The following is a 23,961-nucleotide window of genomic DNA, read 5'->3' as shown; positions in this document are numbered from 1 at the left end:
GGCGTCCCTGACGGCCGGCCGCGACGTGTCCGCCCCTCAGATCGTCAGCGTCTCCCCGTCCGGGAACGTGACCTCCACCGTTCCGTCGTCCCGGACCGCGCACGTGATCGTCGTACGCAGGGCCTCCGGATAGACGGAGTCGCGGGTCAGGGCCACCAGGGAGACGTGGACGCTCGGGCCGTCGGTCGTACGGGTCGTCGCCCGTAGGACGGGGGTCGCCGAGTACGGTCCGAAGGCGTTGGACTCCACCTCCTCCGCGATCGCGGTCTCCTCGTCCCACCCGTACAGCCCCACCATCACGCTGGTCAGGCCGCTCTCCGTACGGGTCAGAGCCCAGCCGGGGCCCCGCGCGGACTCGGGGCGGGTGCCGTCCGCGACCGCGTAGCCGCCCTCGCGGACCGCGATGTCCGCAGGGGCCCGTACGCGGTGCACCCGCAGCTCCCAGGGGCCGTGCAGCACGCTCGTCGACTCGACCGGGAACGGTTCCTCCCGGCCCGGGACGTGGGCGTCGTGGCGGGAGGACGCGCGGCGGCCCTCGCAGGTGAGGGGGTGGATGCGCACGCGGCGTGACGGGGTGCCGTCGGGGGCGAGGAGCGTCAGGTGGTTGTCCGTGGCGCGGGCCCAGGCGTGCGGCGCGGCCTCAGGGGCGGTGGCCGTGGAGTAGGCGAGCTTGGCGTAGTGCGGGTCGTCCGTGGCTGGCCCCTCGGGCGGATTGTGGTCGCTGCCGTGGTTGACCAGCCGGACGATGCCGTCGTGCGGGGTGCCGTGCAGCAGCCAGCCGGGTGCCGGCAACGCCGTGTACTGCACGGACCGCTCGACGGGCAGGGGGAGTTCGCGTTCCGTCCACACCGGGTGGTCGGCCGGGAGGAGCAGACCCAGGAACCCCTTGCTCGCCCAGTACGGCGACGCGGGCCCGGAGTACGGCTGGGTCGCCGGCAGGAACGTGCCGTACCAGCCCAAGGGCAGGAGCCCCCGCCGGTCCGGAGCCCCGCGCTCCACGAAGTGCCGGGCCACGCCCGAGGCCAGCCGCCGGGTCAGGCCCGGGGCGAGCGGGGTGCAGTCGGCGAGGGCCCCCATCCAGACGGGCGCGGTCGTGGCGAAGCGGTACGTCAGCGAGCGCCCCTGGTGGACGGGCGCGCCGTCCGCGCCGAAGAACTGCGGGTACGTGGCCAGGAACCGGGCCAGGCGGTCGCGGTATATCGCGGCGCGTCCTCCGTCCCCGCCGGGCCCGGCGATGCGCGCCCACATCAGGGGGTACAGATGCATGGCCCAGCCGTTGTAGTAGTCGAAGTTGCGTCCGTCGCCGTCGGTGTACCAGCCGTCGCCGACGTACCAGTCCTCGATGCGGTCGAGGCCGTCGTCGATGTCGCTCCGGCTGTACGGAGCGCCCACCGAGGCGAGGAACTGCTCCGACACGACCTGGAACAGCCGCCAGTTGTTGTCCCAGGTGCGGGCGGAGACGAAGCCCGACAGCCAGTCGACGACCCGCTCCTGGACCCGAACGTCCAGCCGGTCCCAGATCCAGGGGCGCGTCTCGTGCAGCCCGATCGCGATCGACGCGGCCTCCACCATCTGCTGCGAGCAGTCGGTGAGGACGGGCCAGGCCTCGGGGCTGTCACGGTCCGTGCCCGTTGTCAGACCCTCCGTATACCTTTCGATTAGGTGGGGAGACACGTCCCCGCCACCGGGCCCGCCCGCGCCCGCGATCCGGAAGGAGGCCAGCAGGAATGTCCGTGCGTACCCTTCGAGGCCGTCCAGGACCACCCCCGACCAACTGGCCCGACCCGGCAGCCGGTACTGCGCGAGGCCCGGTGTCGCGTACGGGAGCACAGCGTCGAGCTGCCGGTCGGCGAGGGCCTCCCAGTGCGCCCGGGTCCAGCCTGTCAGCGGGGAGCGGACGCGGTCGGTGGGCGGCAGGCGCAGATGCGGTGCGGGGTCGGTTACGGGCATGGCTGCGGGGTCTCCTCTCAGGAGAGTTCGGCGGTGTGGCTGTGACCCCGGGAACCGCCGACAGCGACCGTCAGGACGGGACGCCGGCCGGGGACGACCGTGACGGAGTCGTCGGCGCGCACGACCCGGCGGACCGAGCAGGGAAGCTCCACGGTCAGGGTCTCGGCCGTACGGCCCGGGTCGGCGACCGACACGGAGACACCGCCCCGGTGACGGCGCACCAGGATCGTGCCCGGGCCGGAGGAGGCGAGCCCGGTGACGGAACCGGGCTGCCAGAAGTGCGCGGCGAGCAGGCCGTCCCTGCGCGCCTCGATCGCCTGCGCGGTGTCGTCGTTGGCCAGGACGCGCACCGGACGCGAGTGGTGCCAGACGCCCGTGGCCACGGCCGACGCGCCCGGGAGCAGGACGTAGGCGTACGAGGCGGCCGTGGGGGAGACGCCGTGGTCGAACCAGAGGGTGGCGTAGCGGCGGGTGACCGGTGTCGTGCTCCCTCCGGTGTCCGCGCCGATGTTCAGCGCCCGCCAGCTCCCGGTGCGCTCCTCGCGCAACGCGCGCATCACCGAAGTGGCCTCCTGCCCGGGGTGGTCGGGGAAGACGTAGCCGCCGACCCCTTCGAGATGGGCCCAGCCCGCGCCCGCGAGGACCGCGGACCAGCCCTGTTCCCGGGGCTGTCGCCGCCCGTCGACCCGGAGGTCCGGGACGCCGTCGGCGTGCAGGTTGCGGTTCTCGACGATCGTCTCGACCGTGCGTCCGTCGCTCGCCGTGATGCCCGCGCCCAGTGCCACGACCGCGTTGTCGAGGAAGAACCACGCCTTCGAGGCCCGCAGGGAACTGCCGTCCGCGACGAGCTCCATCGCGGCGGCCCCGAAACGGCCGCCGAGCGCGGCGCCGCCCGCGACCGTGTTGGCGGGACGGAAGGTGCCCGTCCCACTGCCGGTGCCGATGTCCGCGCGCGGCCGGGTGTCCACCGTCGTGCCCGGCAGCCGGTAGGGATCGACCGTGGGCCAGAAGGCGTCTGCGAAGGCGTCGAGGTCGTCGCCGTCGTACAGGTACGCCATGCCGTCGCCGGTGTACCAGCCGCGCAGGTTCTCGCCGTTGCCCGCCTCGTACGCGGCGATCCGTCTCGACGACAGGGACAGCGCCAACGCCCAGCCGGGCCGCCGGTGGACCACGCGGTCCATGTCCGCGAAGACATGGTGGCCGGTCAGCCGCTCCGCCGGCCGCACCTCCGGGTCCGCGAGCAGCGCCTTGGCGCGCGCCAAGGCGGGGATGCCCACGAGGCCGACGTACGGGGTCTCGCGGTTGCGCTCGATCCAGCCACGGGCGGCGGAACGCCACCGCGAGGCGTACGGCTCCGGGGCGCCGGCGGCCAGCTGGACGATGTGGCTCATGGTGGTCGCGCCGTCCTGATGGTCCCGGGCGCGCTCCCGGGAGACGGCGCGGCCGCGTACCGCGTCCATCATCAGACCGTCGAAGAGAACGGGGGCGAAGGACCGGTCCACCGCCTCGTACAGCACGTCGACGCGCGGGTCGGTTACGGCCCACGTGGACCCGGCGAGCAGGGCGATCAGCAGGCCCGCGCCGCCCAGCAGGACGGAACCGTAGGTCCCGGTGTAGGCGACGTAGCCATGCTGGACGAACGAGCCGTCGGCGTAGAAGCCGTCGCCCGAGGTGACCTGGGCGAAGAGGCTGTTGCGCCCGCCGTCGCGGACGTCCGACAGGCCGTCGCGGGCGAGCGCGACCACGGACCCGTCACGCGCGAGCAGACCGCGCAGGGCGACGATGAGCGCCTTGTCGGCGCGGTTGGCCCCGGTCTCGGCGAGCGTCGGGATGTTGGTGCGCCGGTCGGGGTTCGGGACGAACCTGGCGACGGTGGCGAGGTACGCGGTGAGGTCCTCGGCCGGGAGGTGCGCGCGCAGCAGGACGCATGTGTCCATCAGGGCGCGGGGCGAGCCGATCTCCCAGAACCACCAGTTGCCCGACTCGGTGCGGTTCGGGTGGTAGCCGACCGTGTGGAGGAAGCGCAGGCTCGTGATCAGGGTGTCGAGGACGTCGGCGCGTGCGGTGAGGGAGGTTCCGGGCGTGGCCGAGGCGAGCGCGATCGTACGCAGCCGGGGGTAGCTCTGGCCGAACTTGTCCGGGCTGGAGGCGGGGGAGAGGTCCGACCACAGCGCGACCCGGCCCGAGGAGGTGTCCAGAGCCCGAAGCCAGGCGGTGGCCTGGGCGTCCAGGGCGCTGAGCGCCGCCGCGAAGTCGGGGTCGGCGGAGTCGAACGGTCCGCCCGTGAGCTGCTGTTCGGCACGGGCGAGCCACGGCTCGAAGGGGTCGTCCGCCACCGTGGGTTCGGCCGCGTGCGCCGCCTGGCCGGGGAGCGTCAGTACGGTCGAGGCCCCGACGGCACCCGCGGCTCCGGCAAGGGAGAGGGAGAAGGCGAGGGTCTGGCGTCTGGTGAGATCCATGGTGATCGCGTGGCCCTTCGGTTCAGTCCGTCAGAGTGGCCGGGTCCACGGCCGGAGTGGGCAGCTGGAGGGCGGCGAGGGCCGCCCGGCCCTCGCCGTCGATGGGGAACGCCCAGGTGTGCGCGAAGAAGCCGGTGAGGTCGTGGCCGGCGACACGGCTGGCGTACACGGCGAGGTTCCGGTACCTCTTCGCGGTCTCCGCCGGGTCCGACTGCGGGTTCTCCTCCCGGACCAGCCGGTGCACGCGCGGCCAGAAGTCGGCCCCGAACGCGAGCTCCAACTGCCGCAGGGGCACGAGCTTCTCGTACGCGCCGAAGGACTTCTCGTAGCTCAGGCCCGCCGTACCGAACTTGGCCAGGGCGGACTGGAAGTGGTTCAGGCCGGTGGAGGCGTTCACGGTGAGGAGGTTCGAGGTCTGGCCCAGGGCGCGCTGCACGGCGAGGGAGTAGATGTTCACCGTGACCTCGGTGAGGCCGGCGGGCTTGTACGCCATCTGCTGATGGAGATGGCCCAGTTCGTGGTACAGGCCCCAGCCGCGCGTGCGGAGACCCTCGACGGTGATGGCGCGGTCGAGGTAGGCGCGCGGGAAGCCGTTGTAGCCGTGGGTGGCATAGGCGCCGACACCGGAGGGGACCACCGACACCTCGGTGAAGTGGAAGCGCCCGGCCTGGCGCCGGTGAACCGGCCTCGACCCGTCGAGACCGCTGACGGCCGCCTCCGCGTCGATGATCGTCTCCAGGAGGCGGAGGAGCGCCGCGTGGTCCTGGTCGCGGTAGAGCAGGGCGCCTTCCCTGGTCAGCGTCACGATCGAGCGGGGCCCGTGGAGTTCGACCACGGGCACGTCGGTGAGTGCGTCGAGCGCGTCCTGGAACTCCGCCTCCCGCGTACGGCCGAGGCGGAACACCGGCATGGGCGTCGAACCGGAGACGAGGCGTACGCCCGCGCGCTCCCCGTCGCCGGCGAGCGTGAGGTAGACCGGGCCGCCGTGCGGGTCGACGACGGTGTGGGTGCCGGCGGCGAGCGGGTAGGAGCGGGGCGCCTTGAGAGTCGCGTGGTAGTAGTCCCACTGGCCGATCCAGAGCGTCGGCACAAGTCCGTCGTACGGCCGTACGTGCACGCGGAGTTCGCGACCGGCGGGCACGTACCGGCCGGTGGGCTGGAACTCGCTCGCCCGCAGCGCCTGCCCGAGGCGCAGCCGCTCGGCCTCGGCGGCCGGTCGGCCGACGGCGGTGACGGAGCAGCCGCCGGCCGCGTGCGCGGAGCTTTCGGTGCCGAGTGCGAGAGCGGCGCCCGTGAGCGCGGCCGCGCTGAGGAACGTACGGCGGGAGGGTGATGGGGAGGCGGATGAGGAGGGGAACGAGGACGGGGACGAGGGGCGCATCGCGGGCTCCTGGGGCAGGGAGGCGGTGGTGTGCTGCTGCTGAGGGTGCGGTGCTGCGGCGCCAGCCAGCATGTAAGCGCTTGCTATGAAGTCGCAAGAGGTCCCGGCGAGTTACTACCTGTTTCTACGTCACCTGCGCGGCGCTGCGACGGAGTCGCGCACCACGATGTGCGTCCCCAGGCGCAGCCTGCCGGTGGTCGGCGCGCGCCAGTCGTCCTCGTCGCCGCCGTTGAGGGCGACGCGTACGGCCTGACGGCCCATCTCCTCCAGGGGCACCCGCACCGTCGTGAGCCGGGGCCGCAGCTCCTGGGCCACGGGTACGTCGTCGTAGCCGACCAGCGAGACGTCCTGGGGCACCCGTACCCCCGCCTCCTCCATGGCCTGCAGGGCGCCCGCCGCGACGATGTCGTTGGCGGCGAAGACGGCTGTGAAGTCAAGGCCCTCCCGCAGGAGTTCGGCCATCCGGCGGTAGCCGAAGGACCGGCTGAACGCCCCCGGCTGCTCCAGCTCCGGGGCGTGCCCGACGCCGCGCAGTTCAAGGGCGCGGCGGTGGCCGGCGAGCCGGTCGATGGTGGTGGAGAGGCCGACGGGCCCGCCGAGGTACAGGATGCGCTCGTGTCCCTGCGCGATGAGGTGGTCGGTGATGGCGAAGGCGCCGCCCTCGTTGTCGTACTCGACGCCCACCGTGGGGTCGTTGTCGCCCAGGGAAGGCCGTCCGCACAGCACGAGTTTCGCGCCGCCGGCGTCCAGCTCGTGGGCCCTGCGGGCCAGTTCGGACTGGTACGCCCGGTCGGCGTAGCTGCCACCGACGAGTACCACCGCGTCGGCGCGGCGCTCGTGCATCAGCTCGATGAAGGCCAGCTCGCGCTGTGGGTCACCCTGGGTGCAGCACACCAGGCACAGCCGGTCCCCGGCGGTCGCCTCGCGTTCGACGCCCCGGGCGATGTAGGCGTAGAAGGGGTCGACCACGTCGTTGACGATGATGCCGACCGTCCGGCCCGAGGCCCCGGCCAGTGCCCGTGCGTGGGCGTTGACCACGTAGCCGAGTTCCCGCATGGCCGCCTCGACGCGCTCGCGGGTGGCGGTGGCGACCGGGTAGTTCTGGTTCATCACGCGGGAGACCGTCGCCGTCGACACCCCGGCGTGACGGGCCACGTCGACGACGGTCGCCCGCCGCTGCCCACCCGCACCGGGAGCGGCGCCTGTGCCGGGGCTCGTACCCGTGCCGGTGGCCGTACCCGGAGTCGTTCCCGTGGGCCCGTTCATGCGATGCGCTCCAGGTCTTCGAGGAGTACGGGGTGGTTGAGCGGGACCCCGCGCGCGTAGCGGGCGAGTTCGTCGACGGCGAGCGCCCCGAGGCTGCCCACCTCGTTGCCCTGGGCGCCGGCCAGGTGGGGGGTGAGGAAGGCGTTGGGCAGCTCCCACAGCGGATGGTCGACGGGCAGCGGTTCCGGGTCGGTCACGTCGAGGACGACGTCGATGCGCCCCTCGGCCACGTGGGCGGTGAGCGCCTCGGTGTCGACGAGCGGACCCCGCGCGGTGTTGACCAGGAGCGTCCCTGGCCGCATCAGGTCAAGGCGCCGCGCGTCGAGGAGATGACGGGTCGCGTCCGTGGCGGGCGCGTGCAGGGTGACGACGTCGCTGGTGGCGACGAGGGTGTCGAGGTCGGTGAGTGTCGTACCGAGCCGCTCGGCCTCCGCCGCGTCGACGTACGGGTCGTACAGCAGGATCTCGGCGTCGATGGAGCGCAGCAGCTGGATGACGCGACGTCCGATGCGCGACGCGCCGACCACGCCCACGGTGATGCCGTGGGTGCCGAGCCAGCGGAAACGGTGGAGGTCGGAGGCGGTGCGGTGCGAGCGGCGGTGGCGGTAGAGGTGGGCGAGCGGGAAGGCGCGTTTGGCGCCCAGGATGATCGCGGCGAGCGTGAACTCGGCGACCGGAACGGCGTTGGCGGCCGCCGCGGAGGAGACCGTGATCCCCCGCTCGTACGCCGCGCGGTCGAGGAACGTCTTGACGGTGCCGGCCGAGTGGATCACCGCTTCGAGCCGCGGCGCCCGGTCGAGGACCGTGGCATCGATGCGGGGACAGCCCCAGCCGGTCAGCAGCACCTCGCATTCGGCGAGCGCGGCGACCGCCCGAGGGCTGGTGAATTCCTGGAGGAGGTACGGGGGTTGGATGTTCGCGATCTCCTCGAGGCGGGCGCGGACGGCCGGCGGGAAGACGTCGTCGAGGAACGCGACATCCATCGCCAGGACCGTACGGGGCCGCCTGCGGGGCGGTGTGGCGTCGAAGGGGCCGGTGGGTACCGGCGCCTCATCAGTGGTTCGCACCCTGCCTCCGGACAGTAAGCGTGTTCTATGAGGTGACCGAACGGTAAGGACTGCGAGAGGGGGCGTCAAGCAGGCGGTCCCCATCGGCGGGCCGCATGAGGCCGCATCAGGCCACATCGGTGTGGGCCGGATCCCTTGACGCCCAGGGTAAGCGGTTACTACCTTGCCGCCTCATGGCAGACACAACACCCTCTCCACCCCTGGCCGTTCGCCGCCTCTCCCTGCGGCAACGGCTCAAGCGGGACAAGGTGATGCTGCTGCTGACCCTGCCGGGGCTGCTGTACTTCGTGGTGTTCCACTACGTGCCGCTGCTCGGGTACGTCGTGGCGTTCCAGGACTACCAGCCGTACCTGGGCTACACGCAGAGCGCATGGGTCGGCTTCGCCAACTTCTCCTCCGCCTTCGCCGATCCGGCGTTCTGGTCGGCCACAGGCAACACCCTGAAGATCGCGCTCGTGCAGCTGGTGTTCTTCTTCCCCGTGCCGGTCGGACTCGCGCTGCTGCTCAACAGCATCGTGAGCGACAGGGTCAGGCGGTTCGTGCAGAGCGTCGTCTACCTGCCGCACTTCATCGGCTGGGTCATCATCGTCTCGATCTTCCAGCAGATCCTGGGCGGCGCGGGCGTCGTCCCCGACCTCCTCGGCCAACTCGGCCTGCCCCGCTACGACATGACGACCGATCCCGGCGCCTTCCCCTGGCTGCTCGCCCTTCAGGTGATGTGGAAGGACGCGGGATGGGGCACCATCATCATCCTCGCCGCACTGCTCAACATCGACCGCGGCCTCTACGAGGCATCGGCCATCGACGGCGCGGGCCGCCTGCGCCGGCTGTGGCACGTCACCCTGCCGGGCATATCCCCGGTGATCATCCTGCTGCTCATCCTCAACCTCGGTCAGATCCTCTCCGTCGGCTTCGAGCAGATCCTGCTCCAACGCGACGCGGTCGGCCCCGGTGCCGGTGAAGTCCTCGACACCTACGTCTACTTCCACGGCATCAAGGACAACGACTGGGGCACCTCGGCCGCGGTCGGTCTCGTCAAGGCGGTCATCGGCACCGTCCTCGTCCTCGGCGCGAACAAGTTCGCGCACCGGCTCGGCCACGAAGGGGTGTACCGAGGTGCTGACCGCTGATTCACAGAGGACCAGGTCGGAGCCCCCGGCCGGCACCGCGTCGAAGGGCGCCACGGCATCCGCCCGGCGGACGGGTTCAGCCTCGGGCTCGGGCTCGGCCTCGCCGGCGTCCTCCGGGGGACGGCCACCGTGGATGGAGAAGCCCACCCGCCTCGGCCTCCTCCTCAAGGGGCTGGTGCTGGTCCTGGTCGTGTCCGCGGTCGCCTACCCGCTGCTGGGCGTCATCGGCACGAGCTTCGCCTCGCAGACGGACATCATCAGGAGCCCGGGCCTCGTGCTGTGGCCCGACCACCCCACCCTGGAGGCGTACCGCACCGTCCTCAGCGGTGGCGTCGTCACCCGCGCACTCCTGACCAGTCTCGTCGTCACGCTCGTCGGTACGGCGTGCAGCCTCCTGGCCACCATCGGCATGGCGTACGGACTCTCCCGCCGCGACGTCGTGGGCTCCCGCTTCATCCTGATGACGGCCCTGTTCACCATGCTGTTCGACCCGGGCATCATCCCCAAGTTCCTCACCGTGAAGGAGCTCGGCCTCTACAACAGCCTGGCCGCGCTGGTCCTGCCCACCATGGTCAGCGCCTTCAACCTCGTCGTCCTGCGCTCCTTCTTCATGAACCTCCCCGAGGAGCTGTACGACGCCGCCAAGGTCGACGGCGCGGGGGACTTCCGCACCCTGGTCCGCATCGTCCTTCCGCTCTCGAAGGCCGTCCTCGCCGTCATCGGCCTCTTCTACGCGGTGACGTACTGGAACGCCTTCTTCAACGCGATGCTCTACCTCAACGACGCGGAGAAGTGGCCCCTGGCGATGGTGCTCCGCACCTTCGTCCTGCAGGGGCAGTCGCTGGAAGGCGCCTCGGTCGGTGAGTCCGTCGCCCCTCAACAGGCTGTCCAGATGGCCGTGTTGGTGATCGCCGTCATCCCGATCCTCTGTGTGTACCCCTTCCTCCAGCGCTACTTCACCAAGGGCGTGCTCACCGGCGCCATCAAGGGCTGAACCCCGCTCACCTCCCCGCCGCCACACACATCACCCCCCCTCGCTCACCGCCCCTCGCCCAAGGAGTTGCTCGTGCCGTTCGCCCGTAGATCCGCGTCGTTCGACCGCAGGACCCTCCTGCGCGCCTCCCTCGGCCTAGGCCTGGGACTGGCCGTCGCGCCCCTCCTCTCCGCGTGCGGCGAGGGCGGCGGCACCGCCGGGAAGGCGGCCGCGAAGAGCCGCGGCGCACTCCCTCGTACGGTCGCCGTGAACACCGTCACCGCAGACCTGGCGGGTACCGCCACCGGCGTACCCCACGCCTACTTCAGCTACCCCAAGTCCCCGGTCCGCTCCGTCCAGGGCACCCCGTTGAAGGGCGTCGCGCCCATCAAGGCCATGACGGAGACCTTCGTACCCCCGGCGCCCGGCCGCGCGGAGAACGCCGCCTGGCAGGCCATCGAGAAGCGGCTCGGCGGACAGGTCGACATCACCGCGGTGCCGGCCGACGACTACGGCACCAAGTTCTCCACGATGATCGCGAGCGGCGATCTCGCCGACCTCTTCATGTACCCGGAGACGGGCGGCGTCGCCCACAAGGCCGCCTTCTTCGCGTCCCAATGCGCCGACCTCACACCCTTCCTCTCCGGTGACCACGTCAAGGCGTACCCCAACCTCGCCGCGATCCCGGCGAGCGCCTGGCAGGAGTGCCTGTACGGGGACAAGCTGTACGGCGTCCCCATCACCCGCTACGGAACATCCGGCGCGGGCTTCTACCGGCACGACCTGTTCCGCGAGGTCGGAGTGGAGAGCCTCGACGACATCTCAGGGCTCGATCGCTTCCTTGAGGTGTGCAAGGAGCTGACGCGCCCCAAGGAGCGGCAGTACGCCATCGTCGCGGGCGCCACCAACCTGCTCGCGATGTCGGCCGGCGCGCCGTACCAGTGGGCGATGGACAAGAAGACCGGCAAGTTCACCGCGGACCTGGAGACCGTCGCGTACCGTCACGCGGTCGAGACGGCCGCCAAGCTGTACAAGGCCGGCTGCTACTACCCCGGCACGCTCCAGATGACCGGAGCCCAGAAGGCCCAGTACACGGACCTGTTCAAGAACGGCAAGGGCGCGTACGTCTACGACGGCATGCCCCCCTACCTGGCGCCCTCCACCGGCTACGTCGAATCGATGGCCGCCGTCGACAAGAGCTTCGACGTCCGGCCGATGGTGCCGTTCGGCCCCACGGCCGTGGCCTGGTCCGACAACACCACCCTCAGCGAGACGTACATCAAGAAGGCGCCCAAGGAGCGCGTCGAGGCGATCCTGCGGCTGCTCGACTTCATCGCGGCGCCGTTCGGCAGTGAGGAGTACACCCTCATCAACTTCGGGGTGGAGGGCGCCGACCACGCCCGTGACGCCCGCGGCAACCCCGTCCTCACCGCGCGCGGTTCGCTGGAGGTCGGCGTCCCCTGGGGGAAGCTCTCCTCCGCCACCCCGGCGCTGTTCTCCGCCACGAACAAGGACGCCGTGACCCATGCCCATCAGGCGTACACGCGGCTCATCCCCAAGCTGGGACGCGCCGACCACCTCGACTTCACGTCCCCGACCTGGGACTCCGAGGGCACCGGCAGCCTCGGCACGCTGAAGGGCGACGGCCTGAAGGACATCATCTCCGGACGCAAATCCATGAAGGATTACGACGCCCTCGTCAAGGACTGGCTGGCCAAGGGCGGCGAGAAGGCACGAGCCGAGTTCGAGGAAGCGGCCCAGCAGAGCACGAAGGAGACCGCCAAGTGACCCGCACCCTGCGCACGGCCGTAGCCACCGCCACCGCCTTCGTCGCCCTCACCCTCTGCGCCGCGCCCGGCGCGCGGGCCCACGACGCGTTCGACCCGAAGCCCGGTGCGGACGGCGCGGGCGACCCGCTGTTCCCCACGCTCGGCAACGGCGGCTACGACGTCCTCCACTACGACCTCTCCTTCGACTTCACCCCCGTCACGTACGACTTCAGCGGCGTGATGAAGATCTACGCGACCGCGACCCAGGACCTGTCCTCCTTCAACCTCGACATCGACTCCCTCGCCGTCGACGAGGTGAAGGTGAACGGCAAGGCGGCCACCTGGGCCGTCTCGCTCGGCAAGAGCGGCCAGGAGCTCACCGTCACGCCCGCCCGCGCGCTCCACGACCACCTGCCCTTCGTGGTCACCGTCGCCTACCGCGGCAACGGGAAGACGAAGCCGGTCGGAGCCCCCGGCTGGCGCTACATGAGCGACGGCGGCTTCGTCTCCGCCGCGCAGGCGTCCCGCGCCGACACCTTCGCGCCGGTCAACGACACCACCAGGGACAAGGCGACCTGGTCCTTCCACCTCACCGCCCCGGACGGCTGGACGCCGGCCGCCAACGGCACCCTCCTCGGCTCCCGCGCGGCCGCCGGCTCGGCCGACCCCAGGACCACCTGGGACTTCGTCCTCGGCTCGCGCATGGCGCCGGAGCTCCTCGGCATCTCCGTGGCGCGGCAGACCATGCTCACCGGCGACGGGCCGCACGGCATCAGGCTGCGCCACTACGTCCCCGCCGACCAGGTCGCCACGTACCAGCCGATCGTGGAGCAGACCGGCGAACAGATCGAGTGGCTGGAGCAGACCCTCGGCGTCCGCTTCCCCTTCTCCACCTACGGGATGCAGATCGTCCGCGACGGCTACGGCGACGCCCTGGAGAACCAGACGCTCTCCCTGTTCGGGCCGGGCTGGTTCAAGAACGCCGCCACCTCACGGACGTACACCAACGTCATGATCCACGAGCTGACCCACCAGTGGTTCGGCGACTCCGTCACCCCGACCACCTGGCAGAGCGCCTGGCTGAACGAGGGTCCGGCGGTGTACTACGCCGCGCTCTGGGCCGACCAGCAGGGCTTCTCCTCGATGGAGGAGAAGATGCGGACGGCGTACGCCAAGCTCGACGCCGTACGCAAGACGGACGGCCCGCCCGGGCTCCCCACCGCGCTCGGCGGCTTCAACATCTACGACGGCGCCGCCGTCACCCTGTACGCGCTCCGGCAGCAGATCGGCCAGGAGGACTTCGACGCCGTGATCACGTCCTGGCTCGTGAAACACCGCGGCGGCAACGCCGACACCCAGGACTTCATCGACAATGCCGTCGAGGTCACCGACGACCCCACCCTGCGACCCTTCCTGGAGGACTGGCTCTTCAGCACTGAGAACCCGCCCATGCCCGGCCACCCGGACTGGACCTGACGAACTGTCCACTCCCCACCCTCCACCCCCCACCCCCACCCGCCACCCTCCCCACAAGAGAAGGGCCGATCGATGACCGACCTCCGTCTCGGAGTCCTTGGCTACGGACTGCGCGGCTCCCTCGCGCGCACCGCCCACCGGCCGGGAGCGGGCTCCCGCGTCACGGCGCTCGCGGAGCACGACGCCCAGACGCGGACGGAGGCGGCCGTCGCGTTCCCGGGCGCCCTGATCAGCGGCGATCACCGGAAGGTCGTGGACGATCCCGACGTCGACGCGATCCTCGTCCTGACCCCCGACCACACCCACGCCGACCTCGCCTGCGAGGCGCTGCGAGCGGGCAAGCCGGTCTTCGTCGAGAAGCCCCTCGACATCACCGTCGAACGCTGCGACAGGATCCTGCGCACCGCGTACGAGACCGGGACCCGTCTCTACGTCGGACACAACATGCGCCACATGCCCGTCGTCCGCCTGATGCGCGACATCATCGCGCGCGGCGAGATCGGCGAGGTCAAGACGGTGTGGGTACGGCACTTCGTCGGCTACGGCGGCGACTGGTACTTCAAGGACTGGCACGCCGAACGGCGGTACACCACCGGACTGCTCCTCCAGAAGGCCGCCCACGACATCGACGTCCTGCACTGGCTCGCCGGCGGGACCACGCGGCAGGTGCAGGCCATGGGAGACCTGATGGTCTACGGGGACAACCCGCACCGCCGAGCGCCCGGCGAACCCAAGGCCGAGGACTGGTACACCAAGGACGGCCACTGGCCGCCGCACACCCAGCGCGCGCTCAACCCGGTCATCGACGTCGAGGACGTGTCCCTGGTCAACATGCGCCTCGACAATGGTGTGTTGGCCGCGTACCAGCAGTGCCACTTCACCCCCGACTACTGGCGCAACTACACCGTCATCGGTGACGCGGGCCGGCTGGAGAACTTCGGCGACGGGCCCGGGGGAGTGGTGAAGGTGTGGAACTCCCGCCGCTCCGGCTACCGTTCGGAGGCCGACGCCGAGTACCCCGTGCCCGCCGCCGAGGACAACGCCGGTCACGGCGGCGCCGATCCGCTCCTGATCGACGAGTTCGTGCGGTTCGCCCGCGAGGGAGGCCGCGCGAGGTCCCGGACCTCGACCCGGAGCTGATCGCGTACTTCGAGCGCGGTCAGACGCGTCCGGGCCGGGGTCCGGGGAGGTGAGGGATCGAGGGATCAGCAGGCCGGTGGTGTAGTACCGCCGACGCTGATGCGCAGGTCCGCCCCCGAGGCGCCGACCGAGCACACCTTCACGGCGGCGTTCGCGGTCTCGTCCGCCAGCGTCATGCCCGCGGCCAGCGGCGCGTCGTCGGTCGTCGCCGTCCCCGGTGTGGCGTCCACGAGCCGGTTGTGCACGGTGCCGCCGGCGGTCACGATGCGGACGATGACGCCGTTGACGAGGGGATCGGTCGAGAGGTAGTCGTCGTACGGCGGGGTGGCGCGGCGGTACTCGAGCGACAGGTGGCCGCCGTCACCGCGAGGGATACGAATCTCCTGGGTCCCGCTCACCCCGAGCACCCCGAGCTGGTAGGTGCCGCTGCTCGCCGGCCTGACCACCTGGGCGTCGGGGATCCAGCCGGCGAACTGGCGGTAGTCGACGGGGTAGAGGTGCATGCCCCCACCGCCCATGGTGTCGGTCGGGTCGTCCCCGCCCGCCACCGTGCAGGAGGCGTTCACCCGCGTCACGCTGCCGGAGACGGGGCAGGCGCGCAGCGTGTCGGAGTGCTGGAAGCCCAGGTTGTGGCCGAACTCGTGGGTCCACATCCACGTCTTGTGGCCCACGCCGTTGGAGATGATCCAGTTCCCCGGCATGGAGGCGAGCCCTTCGAAGGAACAGCCCGCGTGGCGCGAGATGTCGATGAAGAGGTAGTCGTACGCATCCGGATTCACGCCCCGCGCGAGGGCCGCCGCCCGTGCCGACGCACGGATGTCCCCCGATACGCAGGTGGCGGGGCGCGCGCCCAGGTCCACACCGGTGAGGACGTCACCCGTGAGGTTCAGCTTCCCGTCGGACACCTCGGTGAGGTACGAGCGGAGTGAGGGGTAGCCGGCACCGAGGACCGCCTGCTCGACGGGGGCGGGGTCGACGGGGGTGGCGTCGTTCCAGTGGGTGGCCATCAGGAGCACCCTCTTCTGGCCGGTCACCGGCCGCACGGGCCAGCCCGCGAGGAAGCCGTCGGCGCTCCACCCGCGCATCGAGCCGTAGTCGGTGGCACCGCCCTGCGTGGCGCAGTCGCCGACCTGAGGGACGTTGCTTCCGTTGAACGTCCGCAGGCAGTTGCCCAGTTGGGCGTCGGCCCGGTACTTGTTCCGGAGCTGGACGTAGCCGTTGCCCTGGTCGACGGCCTGCCACAGCCGCATGGACGTGTAGTCGGTGGCGCCGCCCTGCCCGGTGCACTCACCGACCTCGACGGCGCTGCTGCCGGAGAACGTACGCAGACAGTTCCCGAGCCCGGCGTCCGCCCGGTACTTGTTCTGCACCAGGACGTACCCGTTGCCCTGGTCGACGGCCTGCCACTGGCGCATCGAGGTGTAGTCGGTGGGGCCGCCCACAGCGGTACAGTCACCGACTTCGACGGCGTTGGCACCGGAGAACGTACGCAGACAGCTCCCGAGCCCGGCGTCCTCCTGGTAGTCGTTCTCCACCAGCGCGTATCCCGCGGCCGGTTCCGCGGCGGCGGGCGTGCTGCCCGGACCCGGTGGCGCCGCGGTGGCCGGCGCGTACGAGACCATCGCCCCGACCGCGAGGAACGCGGTCAGCAGGGCGGTGACCCGCCCGGTGAGCACTCGTGCGAACGGTCCTGGCATGTGTCCTCCGAAGGCGTGCGGCGGGGGTGTGCCGAGGGGAACCGCGTCCGGGCGTGGCTCTGCGCGGGCGTTCGGCCACCGATTGCCCGACAGGATGTAAGCGTTTGCTATGCCGGGCAAGAGCGGCCACAAAGTTTCTACGCGTTACTGTGCGGGCCCGGTCGACGCCGAAGGCGGATGGTCGTCGCCCCGCGCGCCTTGTGGGCGCTTCGCGAGCGACGAGGGGGGCGTCGGGTCGACGCCGTAAGGCCGGGTTGAAGTGGCCGCTACTTCTGCTGGGCTTCGTCCCGGGCGGCCTGCTGGGCGATCTGCTCCAGCACGGTCTTCGGGTCGGCGGACGGCGCGACGGCCTTGCCTATGTTCCGCTTTATGGTGTCGCTGACCTGCAGCCAGGACGGTTCGTTGACGGGGTAGAGCTGGGCACTGCGCAGCGCCGCCAGGAACTGGCCGTCGCTGGGGTCCGCCGCCGCGTCCTGGGACGCCTGGGTGGCGGACACCGTCGACGGCAGCAGGTGGTAGCGCCCGGCGAACTCGCTGAGGTTCTTGTCCTCGTAGACGAAGTTCAGGAACGAGCCGACCAGTTCGCGATTGCCGTCGTGCTTGAAGGCCATCATCCAGTCGGCGATGCCCGCCGCCGGCGGCTCCTCCCCGTCGCGCAGGGCGTCCGACACCGGCATGCGCAGCGTGCCGACCTTGAGGCCCTTCGCCTTCGCGTCGTGAAGGAGTGAGGGGTAGCCGTTGACCATGCCGACCTCGCCGCGCAGGAAGGCGGTGAAGGCGTCCTGCCGGTTGAGCTGGGCCGGCGGAACAGGGCCGGTCAGGTCCGGCACGACCAGGTTGTCCTTGATCCAGCGGAACGTCTGCGTGTTCCTCTCGGACGCGAGGCTGTAGGCACCGCTGCTGTCGGTGTAGCCACCGCCGTTGCTCAGTTCCCAGATCAGGGCCTCGGCGTGCGCCTCCTCCGGGCCGAGCGGCAGCGCGTACGGGTAGAGCACGCCCTCCTTCTTCAGCGCCTTGGCCGCGTCCTTCAGCTCCGACCAGGTCTGCGGCGGCTTCGCTCCGGCCTCGTCGAACAGCTTCTCGTTGTAGAAGAGCAGTCGGCTGCTGGCCACGAAGGGCAGGCCGTAAAGGGTGCCGTCGACCGAACCCGCCTCGGCGAGCGGCGGCAGGAAGTTCGCCTCCGCTTTGATCGACATGACCTCGTCGGCGGAGTAAAGGCGGCCCTGCGCGGCAAAATCCGAGTACGCGCCCATCAGCGCCACGTCCGGGGCGTTGTTCTCCTTGACCATGCGGGTGACCTCACGGTCGATGTCAGCCCACGGGTGGAGCGTCACCTCGATCTTCTTGTCGGGATGGGCGGTGGTGAAGGCGGCGGTCAGCTCGTCCCAGTACGCCTTGGAGCTGGTGGCCGGAGTGGTGCCGTACTCGGGAACCACGAGCCGCAACGTCGTCCCGTCGCTCCCGGACGAACCGCAGGCGGTGACGAGTGAGCCCAGGAGGCCGAATGCGGCCGCGGAGGCGGTCATGCCGAAGAGTCTTCGTCGCACGGATCTTTTCCTCTTGATCTTTTTTGGACAGTGCGTCCGAAATTCTCTCCTGGTCCGGGAGGTATTCGCGCCTCTTGCCGAACGGTTGTGTTCGTATCTCCAACGGCGAAGATTCCGAATGGTGTTTTCCGATATACCGGCGCCTATTCCGACGCGCGTAGACCTCTCCGCACCGACATTCGGTGTGGGCAAGGACACCTCTCACACCTCGATGTGCGAGCCCATGATGACCGTCTGGTTGCGGGGCAGGCCGAAGTACTCGGCGGCATCTGCGGTGACGTATGAGGTGGCGATGAACAGGCGCTTGCGCCAGGGCGCCATCGTCGGCGCCTTCCCGCGCCGCAGCTCGATCTTCGACAGGAAGTAGGACGCCTCGTCGAGCTGCAGACTCCCCTCGGTCGTCGCCGGGTCGAGCGTCGCGAGGGCGGTGGGTACGTCCGGCGTCTCCATATAGCCGAACCGGGAGGTGACGTGGATGATCCCGTCGTCGGCGTGGCCCAGATCGTCGACGACGCTCCGCTCGGCGTCCGGAACCCGGGGAACGAGCTCGGTCTCGAGCGACAGGATCACCACGTGCTCGTGGCGCACGTGGTTGTGGTCGACGTTGGCCCGCATGGCCAGGGGCGTGGTCTCCTTGCCCCGGTTGAGGAAGACGGCCGTTCCGGGGACGCGCACCGTCGACGCCTTCCCACTGTGCAGCTCCTCGATGAACTCCTGCAGCGGGCCTTCGCGCGCGGCCCGCTCCCTGGTGACGATCTCCCGGCCACGCTGCCAGGTGGTCATCACGGTGAACGCGATGAGACCGATCAGCAGCGGCAACCACGCGCCGTGCACGAGCTTGGTCAGGTTGGCGGCCACGAACAGCAGGTCCACGGAGAGCAGCACCGCGCCGCCGATGCCGAGGATCCACACCGGTGTCCCCCACTTCGCGCGGGCGACGAAGAAGAACAGCAGGGTGGTGATGGTGATGGTCCCGGTGACCGCCATGCCGAACGCGAAGGCCAGGGCCGTGGAGGTGCGGAAGGCGAAGACCAGGGTGAGGACCGAGACCATCAACAGCCAGTTGATCCACGGAACGTAGACCTGCCCCACGGCGGACTCCGAGGTGTGAGCGATCCGCAGCCGGGGCAGGTAGCCGAGCTGCGCCGCCTGGGAGGCGACCGAGTACGCGCCGGTGATCACCGCCTGGGAGGCGATCACGGTCGCGGCCGTGGCCAGCAGGACCATCGGCCAGCGCCCCCAGCCGGGCACCAGGAGGAAGAACGGGCTGCTGATGTTGGCCGGATCGTCGAGGATCAGCGCACCCTGGCCGAGGTAGCTGAGGATGCAGGCGGGGAAGACGAGGACGAGCCAGGCGCGGGTGATCGGCCGCCGGCCGAAGTGCCCCATGTCGGCGTACAGCGCCTCGGCGCCGGTGACCGCGAGCACGACCGCGGCCAGGGCGAAGAAGGCGGTGCCGAAGTGGCCGAAGAGGAAGTCCAGTGCGTACGTCGGCGACAACGCCTTGAGGATCTCGGGATGGTCGACGATGCCGGCGAGACCGCACGCGCCGATGGCCAGGAACCACACGATCATCACAGGCCCGAACACCCGGCCCACCGCCGCGGTTCCCCTGCGCTGCACCAGGAACAGCGCCACGATGATGACCGCGGTGATCGGCACGACCAGGTCTTCCAGCGACGGCTCGACGACCTTGAGCCCCTCGACCGCGGAAAGGACCGAGATGGCCGGGGTGATCATGCTGTCGCCGAAGAACAGCGAGGCGCCGAAGATGCCGAGCGCCGCCAGTACGGTCGCGGTCCGCAGCCCCAGTCGCGCGTTCCACCGCCGCAGCAGCGTGATCAGGGCCATGATGCCGCCCTCGCCGTCGTTGTCGGCGCGCATCGCCAGGAGGACGTACGTGACCGTGACGATGATCATCACCGACCAGAAGACGAGCGAGACCACCCCGTACACGTTCTGCGTGCTGACCGGCACGGGATGCGGGTCGCTCGGGTTGAACACGGTCTGGAGGGTGTAGATCGGGCTCGTCCCGATGTCGCCGAAGACGACGCCGAGAGCGCCGATCACCAGACCGAGGCGCAGCGCCTCACGCGGGCCCGGACCGGTTGCCGTGGACGACCGTGACGCTGATCCGTCGTCCGAACCGGCTACGTGCCCGCGATTGGTCACAGCGCTCCTCCTCGGCCGCGGGCCGGCTTGCCGACGGCCCGGCGCATCGCGCTGGACGATACTGGTCCGGTTCGCGGCCGAGCGGGAGCACGGCCCGCAAGCCGGTCAGGATCACCCACAATGCGTCAGGGGTGCACCGACTGAAGGCGCGAGGAAGGCGCCTCAGCCCACCAGCGCCTCCGCGCGATCGGCGTGCAGAGCCCGCAGGGCCTCGTAGCGGCGGGTGACGTCGGCGCGGTCGGAGGGTTCGGGAATCGATCCCGATGCCTCGTGGATCATCGCCGCCTGATGGAGCAGCAGCGCGCGCTGCTCGGTGGTGGTGGCCCGCTCCATGATCTTGGTCAGGGCCTCCAGCTGACGGATCATCACCGCGGGCATGCCACTGCCCGCCTGGCGGATCTTCTCGAAGCTCCGCTGCACGAGCCGGTCGTATCCGACCTCGGTACTGATCACACGGATCACCCCCTCCCCGTCACGATGGACACCGCTGGGGTCCCAGTGGTCGGTGATCCTGCACAGGCTGGAGCTGAGCCAGTCGATGCAGGTCATCGCCGTGAACGTGTCGTTGATGGCCGGGGACAGGGCGCGGATGGCGATCTCCACGAGCTGGTCCACGCCGAACGAGATGTCCTGCGCCAGCGTGCGCGCGTGCCCGGTCACCTCGGCCTTGGCGAGGGCCCGCTGCACGACGGGGGCGGCCTCGGGCGGCCAGACCCGCGCCATTCCGCTGCCCGCGACGAGGAAGTGGCCGGGGCGGTACGGCAGCAGAATCGTGGCGTCGGCCTTGGCCGCGATCCGTACCAAGTGCTGATGGCGGATGAACTGCAGGTACCCGCTCTTCCGGACGAAGACGACGCCGTCCGATCCCTCGAGCCGGCCGAGGAGTTCCTCCGCCGAAGGCCCCACAGTCGAGCCGGGTACGTCATCACGCGTCTTGGCGCTCTGGGTGGTGATGGCCTGCGACAGCTCGGCCGCGATCCGTGAGATCACTCGCGGAAGCTGGATTTCGACGGTGATGTGGTGGATGAAGTAGATGAGCACCGCCACGTCGAGCCCCATGCCCACCATGGCGACGGTGATGGAGAGGTGCGGGACGAAGTCGCCGTGGGAACCCGGCGCGATGCTGATCAGCGCGAGGAGGACGTAGGCGAAGGTGGCGACGTAGGTGCCCAGGGTGAACTGGGCGCCGCGGTCGCGGATGAACGTACGCAGCATGCGCGGACCGAACTGCGTGGACGCCAGGGACAGCGCCACGATGATCACGGAGAAGACCACGCCGACCACGGTGACGAGGGCTCCGGCGATGACGATGAGGATCTGCCGACCCGAGTCGGCGGTGCCCGCCATGACCCACGACGGAAGGGTGACCTCCGAGCGGTAGGCCGCCCTGTCGATGAGGTAGGTGACAGTGAACAGCAGCATGACGCCGATCACTTCCAGGCTGGGAATCAGCCACAGATTGGTGCGCAGTGTCTCCCGTCGCCAGTCCCAGTGCTGCCGTAGCCATTTCCACAGTGCCATGACCGCAGAGGGTAAGGCGTTGGCCGTGAATCGATATGTGTCGTTGACGGCATCGTGAGGAAACGCGGTGTGCCTTGATGGGTTTCGGTCGCGACGTTGTCATGAATTTGACGGAGCCCGGGGGATGGTGTGACCAGAATGAGCGATGGGCACCGATGAGGGAGGCGGCGTGGACACGGGGGCTCTGGTCGTACTCGCGGGGATCATGCTGTTCGGCGGCCTGCTCGCCGCCCTCGCGGGCACCTACGGCCTGCGCCAGGCGCGCCGCGTGAGCGCGACGGGCGTCCGCGTCCCGGCCCTGGTCAAGCGCCGCCCGGGAAGGCCCGGCGAGGGGGCGGCCATACTGCTCCAGTTCGTGACGGAGGACGACAGGGTGATGGAAGTCGCCTGCCCCGTCCGCCCGACCAGGCGCCGCCCGATCCGCGACGGCGACACCATCCTGATCAGCTACGACCCGGCAGACCCCCGCGACGTCGTCGTCCAGGGCCACGAGGCCTTGGGCCGCGAACGGGCCTTCGTCGTCGGGGGTGCGGTGGTCGTACTGCTCTCGCTCACGCTGCTCGTCGTCGCGATCGCGGGCGGGTGACGTCGAGAGGGTCGCCCGCCCCGACCGCCGGTGTGCGGGGGCCGGCTACCGCCAGTGCAACCCGCCGAGCACGGCCTCCGCCGCTACAGCGCTCGTCAGCTGCGTGCTATCCGGCCGGCCAGTGCGGCCAGGTCGGAGCGTACGAGCACCAGTACTCGGGGCAGCCGACGCGGTAGGCCCGGGTGACCGTCTCCGTCAGTGAGGCGCCGGAGCGGTCCTGGGCTGTGACCTTGAGCGAGACCCAGCCGGTCTTCAACGCCGGTACGGTCACCCGCCGTTCGCCGTTCCGCCCGGAGACCCGCGCCTCCTGCCAAGTGGCGCCGTCGTCCGTGGAGTACTGCACCGACACCCGGTCCACGTCCGTGCCGCCTCGCACACCCGCCTGGCGTGCGATGCCCAGCCCGTCGGGCGTCACCCCGGGCAAGAACGGCAACACCAGCACAGGGCCTTCAGGATCCTGCTGGCCGTCGGTCGCGGCCCGGTGCCGACCGCGGCCACCAGCGGCAGCACGCTCACCCTCGGCCAGACCTCCTACGACACCGCGGCCCTGGCCTCCTTCACCCCCGCCGGCCCGGCACCCACGGGCAACCTCCAGCGGCCCACCGTCCATCTCGCCCCGGCCCAGGCCCCGTTCCAGCCCGGCGGCGCCCAGGACGTCACCGCCACCTACACCTGGTGGAACGATCAGCCCGCCACCGGCACCCAGCTCAGCCTCGCCGTCCCGGCCGGCTGGTCGGCGGCACAGACCTCCCGGTCCATCCCCGTGAGCCTGCCGGCCGGCCAGAAGGCCACCGCGACCTGGCGGGTGACCGCCCCGACCGGCGCCGCCTTCGGCGACCACACCTTCACCACGACGGCCTCCGCCACCGGTAGCCCCGCGATCAGGGACACTGCGGCCGCCGCCCTGATCCGCACCAACCTGGCCCTCGGAAAGCCCGCCACCCAGTCCTCCACCCAGGCGGGCCCGGAGCGGGCCGTGGACGGCAACACCGACGGCTACTACGGCCGCGGATCAGTCGCCCACACCCTCCAGGAGCCGTACCCCTGGTGGCAGGTCGACCTCGGTTCGTCCCAGGCGCTGGGCAGCCTCACCGTCTGGAACCGCGTCGACTGCTGCGCCGACCGCCTCCACGACTTCTACGTCCTCGCCTCCGACCAGCCCTTCGGCGACGACTCCCTAGCCGAACTGCTCGGCCGCTCCGACGTGTGGAGGGTCAAGAACCCGGGGGCGTACCCCCAGCGGCTGCTGACCGTCCCGCTCACCACGACCGCCCGGTACGTCAGGATCCAGATCGACGACGCTGCGCCCAGCTACCTGCAACTCGCCGAGGTCCAGATCCGCCCGCCCGTGTCCGGCACGACCCATCTCGCCCAAGGGCAGCCCGCCACCCAGTCCACCACCGCCTACGGCGGCGCCGCCGGCCGGGCCGTGGACGGCAACACCGACGGCGTCTGGGCCAACGGATCCGTCACCCACACCACCGAGCAGGTCCAGCCCTGGTGGCAGGTCGACCTGGGCGAGATCGCGGCGGTCAACAGGGTCGAGATCTGGAACCGTACCGACTCCTGCGCCGGCCGTCTGACCGACTACTACGTCCTCGTCTCCGAAATCCCGTTCACGCCCGGCACCCTCAGCGAAGTCCTCGCCCAGCCGGGTGTCACCGCCTACCGCCAGACCGCCACCGCCGGCCGCCCGACCACCGTCGCCGTAGGCAAGGGCGCCCGCTACCTCCGCGTTCAGCTCGCGACCGGCACCGCCGCCCCGCTCAGCCTCGCGGAGGTCCGCGTCCTGCACTGACCACCCGACTCGCTTCGCCGTCATGCCCC

At 70.6% G+C, this 23,961-nt stretch carries 16 protein-coding genes and 1 pseudogene; 7 read left to right on the top strand and 10 right to left on the bottom strand.

All coding sequences use genetic code 11. The features are described 5' to 3' along the window. Positions 1-36: 36 nt before the first annotated feature. From ACFWRO_RS30635 to ACFWRO_RS30615, 5 genes are all read right to left on the bottom strand, one after another. Positions 37-1,950 carry a DUF2264 domain-containing protein gene (locus tag ACFWRO_RS30635; protein WP_384515836.1) on the bottom strand — a complete coding sequence of 638 codons (1,914 nt, stop codon included), beginning with the start codon at positions 1,948-1,950 and terminating at the stop codon, positions 37-39. A gap of 17 nt (positions 1,951-1,967) precedes the next feature. Continuing rightward, the gene (locus tag ACFWRO_RS30630; protein WP_384515834.1) at positions 1,968-4,409 is read right to left on the bottom strand and encodes a polysaccharide lyase 8 family protein; all 2,442 of its coding nucleotides are present in this window, start codon (positions 4,407-4,409) and stop codon (positions 1,968-1,970) included. Between the two features lie 22 nt (positions 4,410-4,431). Next, the gene (locus tag ACFWRO_RS30625) at positions 4,432-5,790 is read right to left on the bottom strand and encodes a M60 family metallopeptidase (RefSeq protein WP_384515917.1); all 1,359 of its coding nucleotides are present in this window, start codon (positions 5,788-5,790) and stop codon (positions 4,432-4,434) included. Positions 5,791-5,919: 129 nt separating this feature from the next. Continuing rightward, the gene (locus tag ACFWRO_RS30620; RefSeq protein WP_384515831.1) at positions 5,920-7,056 is read right to left on the bottom strand and encodes a LacI family DNA-binding transcriptional regulator; all 1,137 of its coding nucleotides are present in this window, start codon (positions 7,054-7,056) and stop codon (positions 5,920-5,922) included. Then, positions 7,053-8,039, bottom strand: a complete 987-nt coding sequence (locus ACFWRO_RS30615) for a hydroxyacid dehydrogenase (protein ID WP_384515828.1) — start codon at positions 8,037-8,039, stop codon at positions 7,053-7,055. The genes ACFWRO_RS30620 and ACFWRO_RS30615 overlap by 4 nt, the downstream gene beginning before the upstream one ends. A 257-nt stretch (positions 8,040-8,296) precedes the next feature. Between ACFWRO_RS30615 and ACFWRO_RS30610 the strand changes: the two genes are divergently transcribed. The 5 genes and pseudogenes from ACFWRO_RS30610 (at position 8,297) to ACFWRO_RS30590 (ending at position 14,664) form a co-directional block, all read left to right on the top strand. Further along, entirely contained in the window at positions 8,297-9,253 is a 957-nt protein-coding gene (locus ACFWRO_RS30610; RefSeq protein ID WP_384515825.1) for an ABC transporter permease, read from the top strand. Positions 9,254-9,386: 133 nt separating this feature from the next. Continuing rightward, a complete protein-coding gene (locus ACFWRO_RS30605; RefSeq protein ID WP_384515823.1) occupies positions 9,387-10,247 on the top strand; it encodes a carbohydrate ABC transporter permease in 861 nt (286 codons plus the stop codon). 72 nt (positions 10,248-10,319) lie between these two features. After that, a complete protein-coding gene (locus tag ACFWRO_RS30600; protein ID WP_384515820.1) occupies positions 10,320-12,014 on the top strand; it encodes an extracellular solute-binding protein in 1,695 nt (564 codons plus the stop codon). Further along, a complete protein-coding gene (locus ACFWRO_RS30595; RefSeq protein WP_384515818.1) occupies positions 12,011-13,471 on the top strand; it encodes a M1 family metallopeptidase in 1,461 nt (486 codons plus the stop codon). The genes ACFWRO_RS30600 and ACFWRO_RS30595 overlap by 4 nt, the downstream gene beginning before the upstream one ends. 72 nt (positions 13,472-13,543) lie before the next feature. Beyond that, positions 13,544-14,664, top strand: a pseudogene (locus tag ACFWRO_RS30590) (Gfo/Idh/MocA family protein). Positions 14,665-14,676: 12 nt separating this feature from the next. Here the strand turns inward: ACFWRO_RS30590 and ACFWRO_RS30585 are convergent. The 4 genes from ACFWRO_RS30585 to ACFWRO_RS30570 all read right to left on the bottom strand — a co-directional run bounded on the left by ACFWRO_RS30585 (position 14,677) and on the right by ACFWRO_RS30570 (position 21,548). Continuing rightward, positions 14,677-16,308: a hypothetical protein gene (locus ACFWRO_RS30585; RefSeq protein WP_384515816.1), complete on the bottom strand. Its 1,632-nt coding sequence runs from the start codon at positions 16,306-16,308 to the stop codon at positions 14,677-14,679. 266 nt (positions 16,309-16,574) lie between these two features. After that, the gene (locus ACFWRO_RS30580) at positions 16,575-17,834 is read right to left on the bottom strand and encodes an extracellular solute-binding protein (protein WP_384515812.1); all 1,260 of its coding nucleotides are present in this window, start codon (positions 17,832-17,834) and stop codon (positions 16,575-16,577) included. A gap of 222 nt (positions 17,835-18,056) precedes the next feature. Beyond that, positions 18,057-20,027, bottom strand: a complete 1,971-nt coding sequence (locus ACFWRO_RS30575; protein ID WP_384515809.1) for a potassium transporter Kup — start codon at positions 20,025-20,027, stop codon at positions 18,057-18,059. Between the two features lie 162 nt (positions 20,028-20,189). Beyond that, positions 20,190-21,548 (bottom strand): DUF2254 domain-containing protein, encoded by a 1,359-nt coding sequence (locus tag ACFWRO_RS30570; RefSeq protein WP_384515806.1) that lies wholly within the window; start codon positions 21,546-21,548, stop codon positions 20,190-20,192. Positions 21,549-21,717: 169 nt separating this feature from the next. Here ACFWRO_RS30570 and ACFWRO_RS30565 point away from each other — a divergent pair, with 169 nt between their 5' ends. Next, positions 21,718-22,134, top strand: coding sequence for a DUF3592 domain-containing protein (locus tag ACFWRO_RS30565; RefSeq protein WP_384515803.1), 417 nt, complete (start codon positions 21,718-21,720; stop codon positions 22,132-22,134). Between the two features lie 106 nt (positions 22,135-22,240). Here the strand turns inward: ACFWRO_RS30565 and ACFWRO_RS30560 are convergent, their stop codons facing one another. Beyond that, the gene (locus tag ACFWRO_RS30560) at positions 22,241-22,570 is read right to left on the bottom strand and encodes a hypothetical protein (protein ID WP_384515801.1); all 330 of its coding nucleotides are present in this window, start codon (positions 22,568-22,570) and stop codon (positions 22,241-22,243) included. Positions 22,571-22,615: 45 nt separating this feature from the next. On the opposite strand from ACFWRO_RS30560, the gene ACFWRO_RS30555 reads away from it, so the two are divergent. After that, the gene (locus ACFWRO_RS30555) at positions 22,616-23,932 is read left to right on the top strand and encodes a discoidin domain-containing protein (protein WP_384515799.1); all 1,317 of its coding nucleotides are present in this window, start codon (positions 22,616-22,618) and stop codon (positions 23,930-23,932) included. Positions 23,933-23,961 lie beyond the last annotated feature (29 nt).

Origin of the sequence: Streptomyces sp. NPDC058579 (assembly GCF_042718575.1) — a bacterium.
Taxonomy (GTDB): Bacteria; Actinomycetota; Actinomycetes; order Streptomycetales; family Streptomycetaceae; genus Streptomyces.
Note: the sequence above shows the minus strand (reverse complement) of the source record. Positions and strands in the feature narration are given on the sequence as shown.

Coding starts and splice junctions, on each gene's coding strand:
- ACFWRO_RS30620 (WP_384515831.1), bottom strand. CDS start 7,056: ATGAACGGGCCCACGGGAACGACTCCGGGTACGGCCACCGGCACGGGT.
- ACFWRO_RS30615 (WP_384515828.1), bottom strand. CDS start 8,039: ATGGATGTCGCGTTCCTCGACGACGTCTTCCCGCCGGCCGTCCGCGCC.
- ACFWRO_RS30605 (WP_384515823.1), top strand. CDS start 9,387: ATGGAGAAGCCCACCCGCCTCGGCCTCCTCCTCAAGGGGCTGGTGCTG.
- ACFWRO_RS30635 (WP_384515836.1), bottom strand. CDS start 1,950: ATGCCCGTAACCGACCCCGCACCGCATCTGCGCCTGCCGCCCACCGAC.
- ACFWRO_RS30580 (WP_384515812.1), bottom strand. CDS start 17,834: ATGACCGCCTCCGCGGCCGCATTCGGCCTCCTGGGCTCACTCGTCACC.
- ACFWRO_RS30625 (WP_384515917.1), bottom strand. CDS start 5,790: ATGCGCCCCTCGTCCCCGTCCTCGTTCCCCTCCTCATCCGCCTCCCCA.
- ACFWRO_RS30585 (WP_384515816.1), bottom strand. CDS start 16,308: ATGCCAGGACCGTTCGCACGAGTGCTCACCGGGCGGGTCACCGCCCTG.
- ACFWRO_RS30570 (WP_384515806.1), bottom strand. CDS start 21,548: ATGGCACTGTGGAAATGGCTACGGCAGCACTGGGACTGGCGACGGGAG.
- ACFWRO_RS30630 (WP_384515834.1), bottom strand. CDS start 4,409: ATGGATCTCACCAGACGCCAGACCCTCGCCTTCTCCCTCTCCCTTGCC.
- ACFWRO_RS30610 (WP_384515825.1), top strand. CDS start 8,297: ATGGCAGACACAACACCCTCTCCACCCCTGGCCGTTCGCCGCCTCTCC.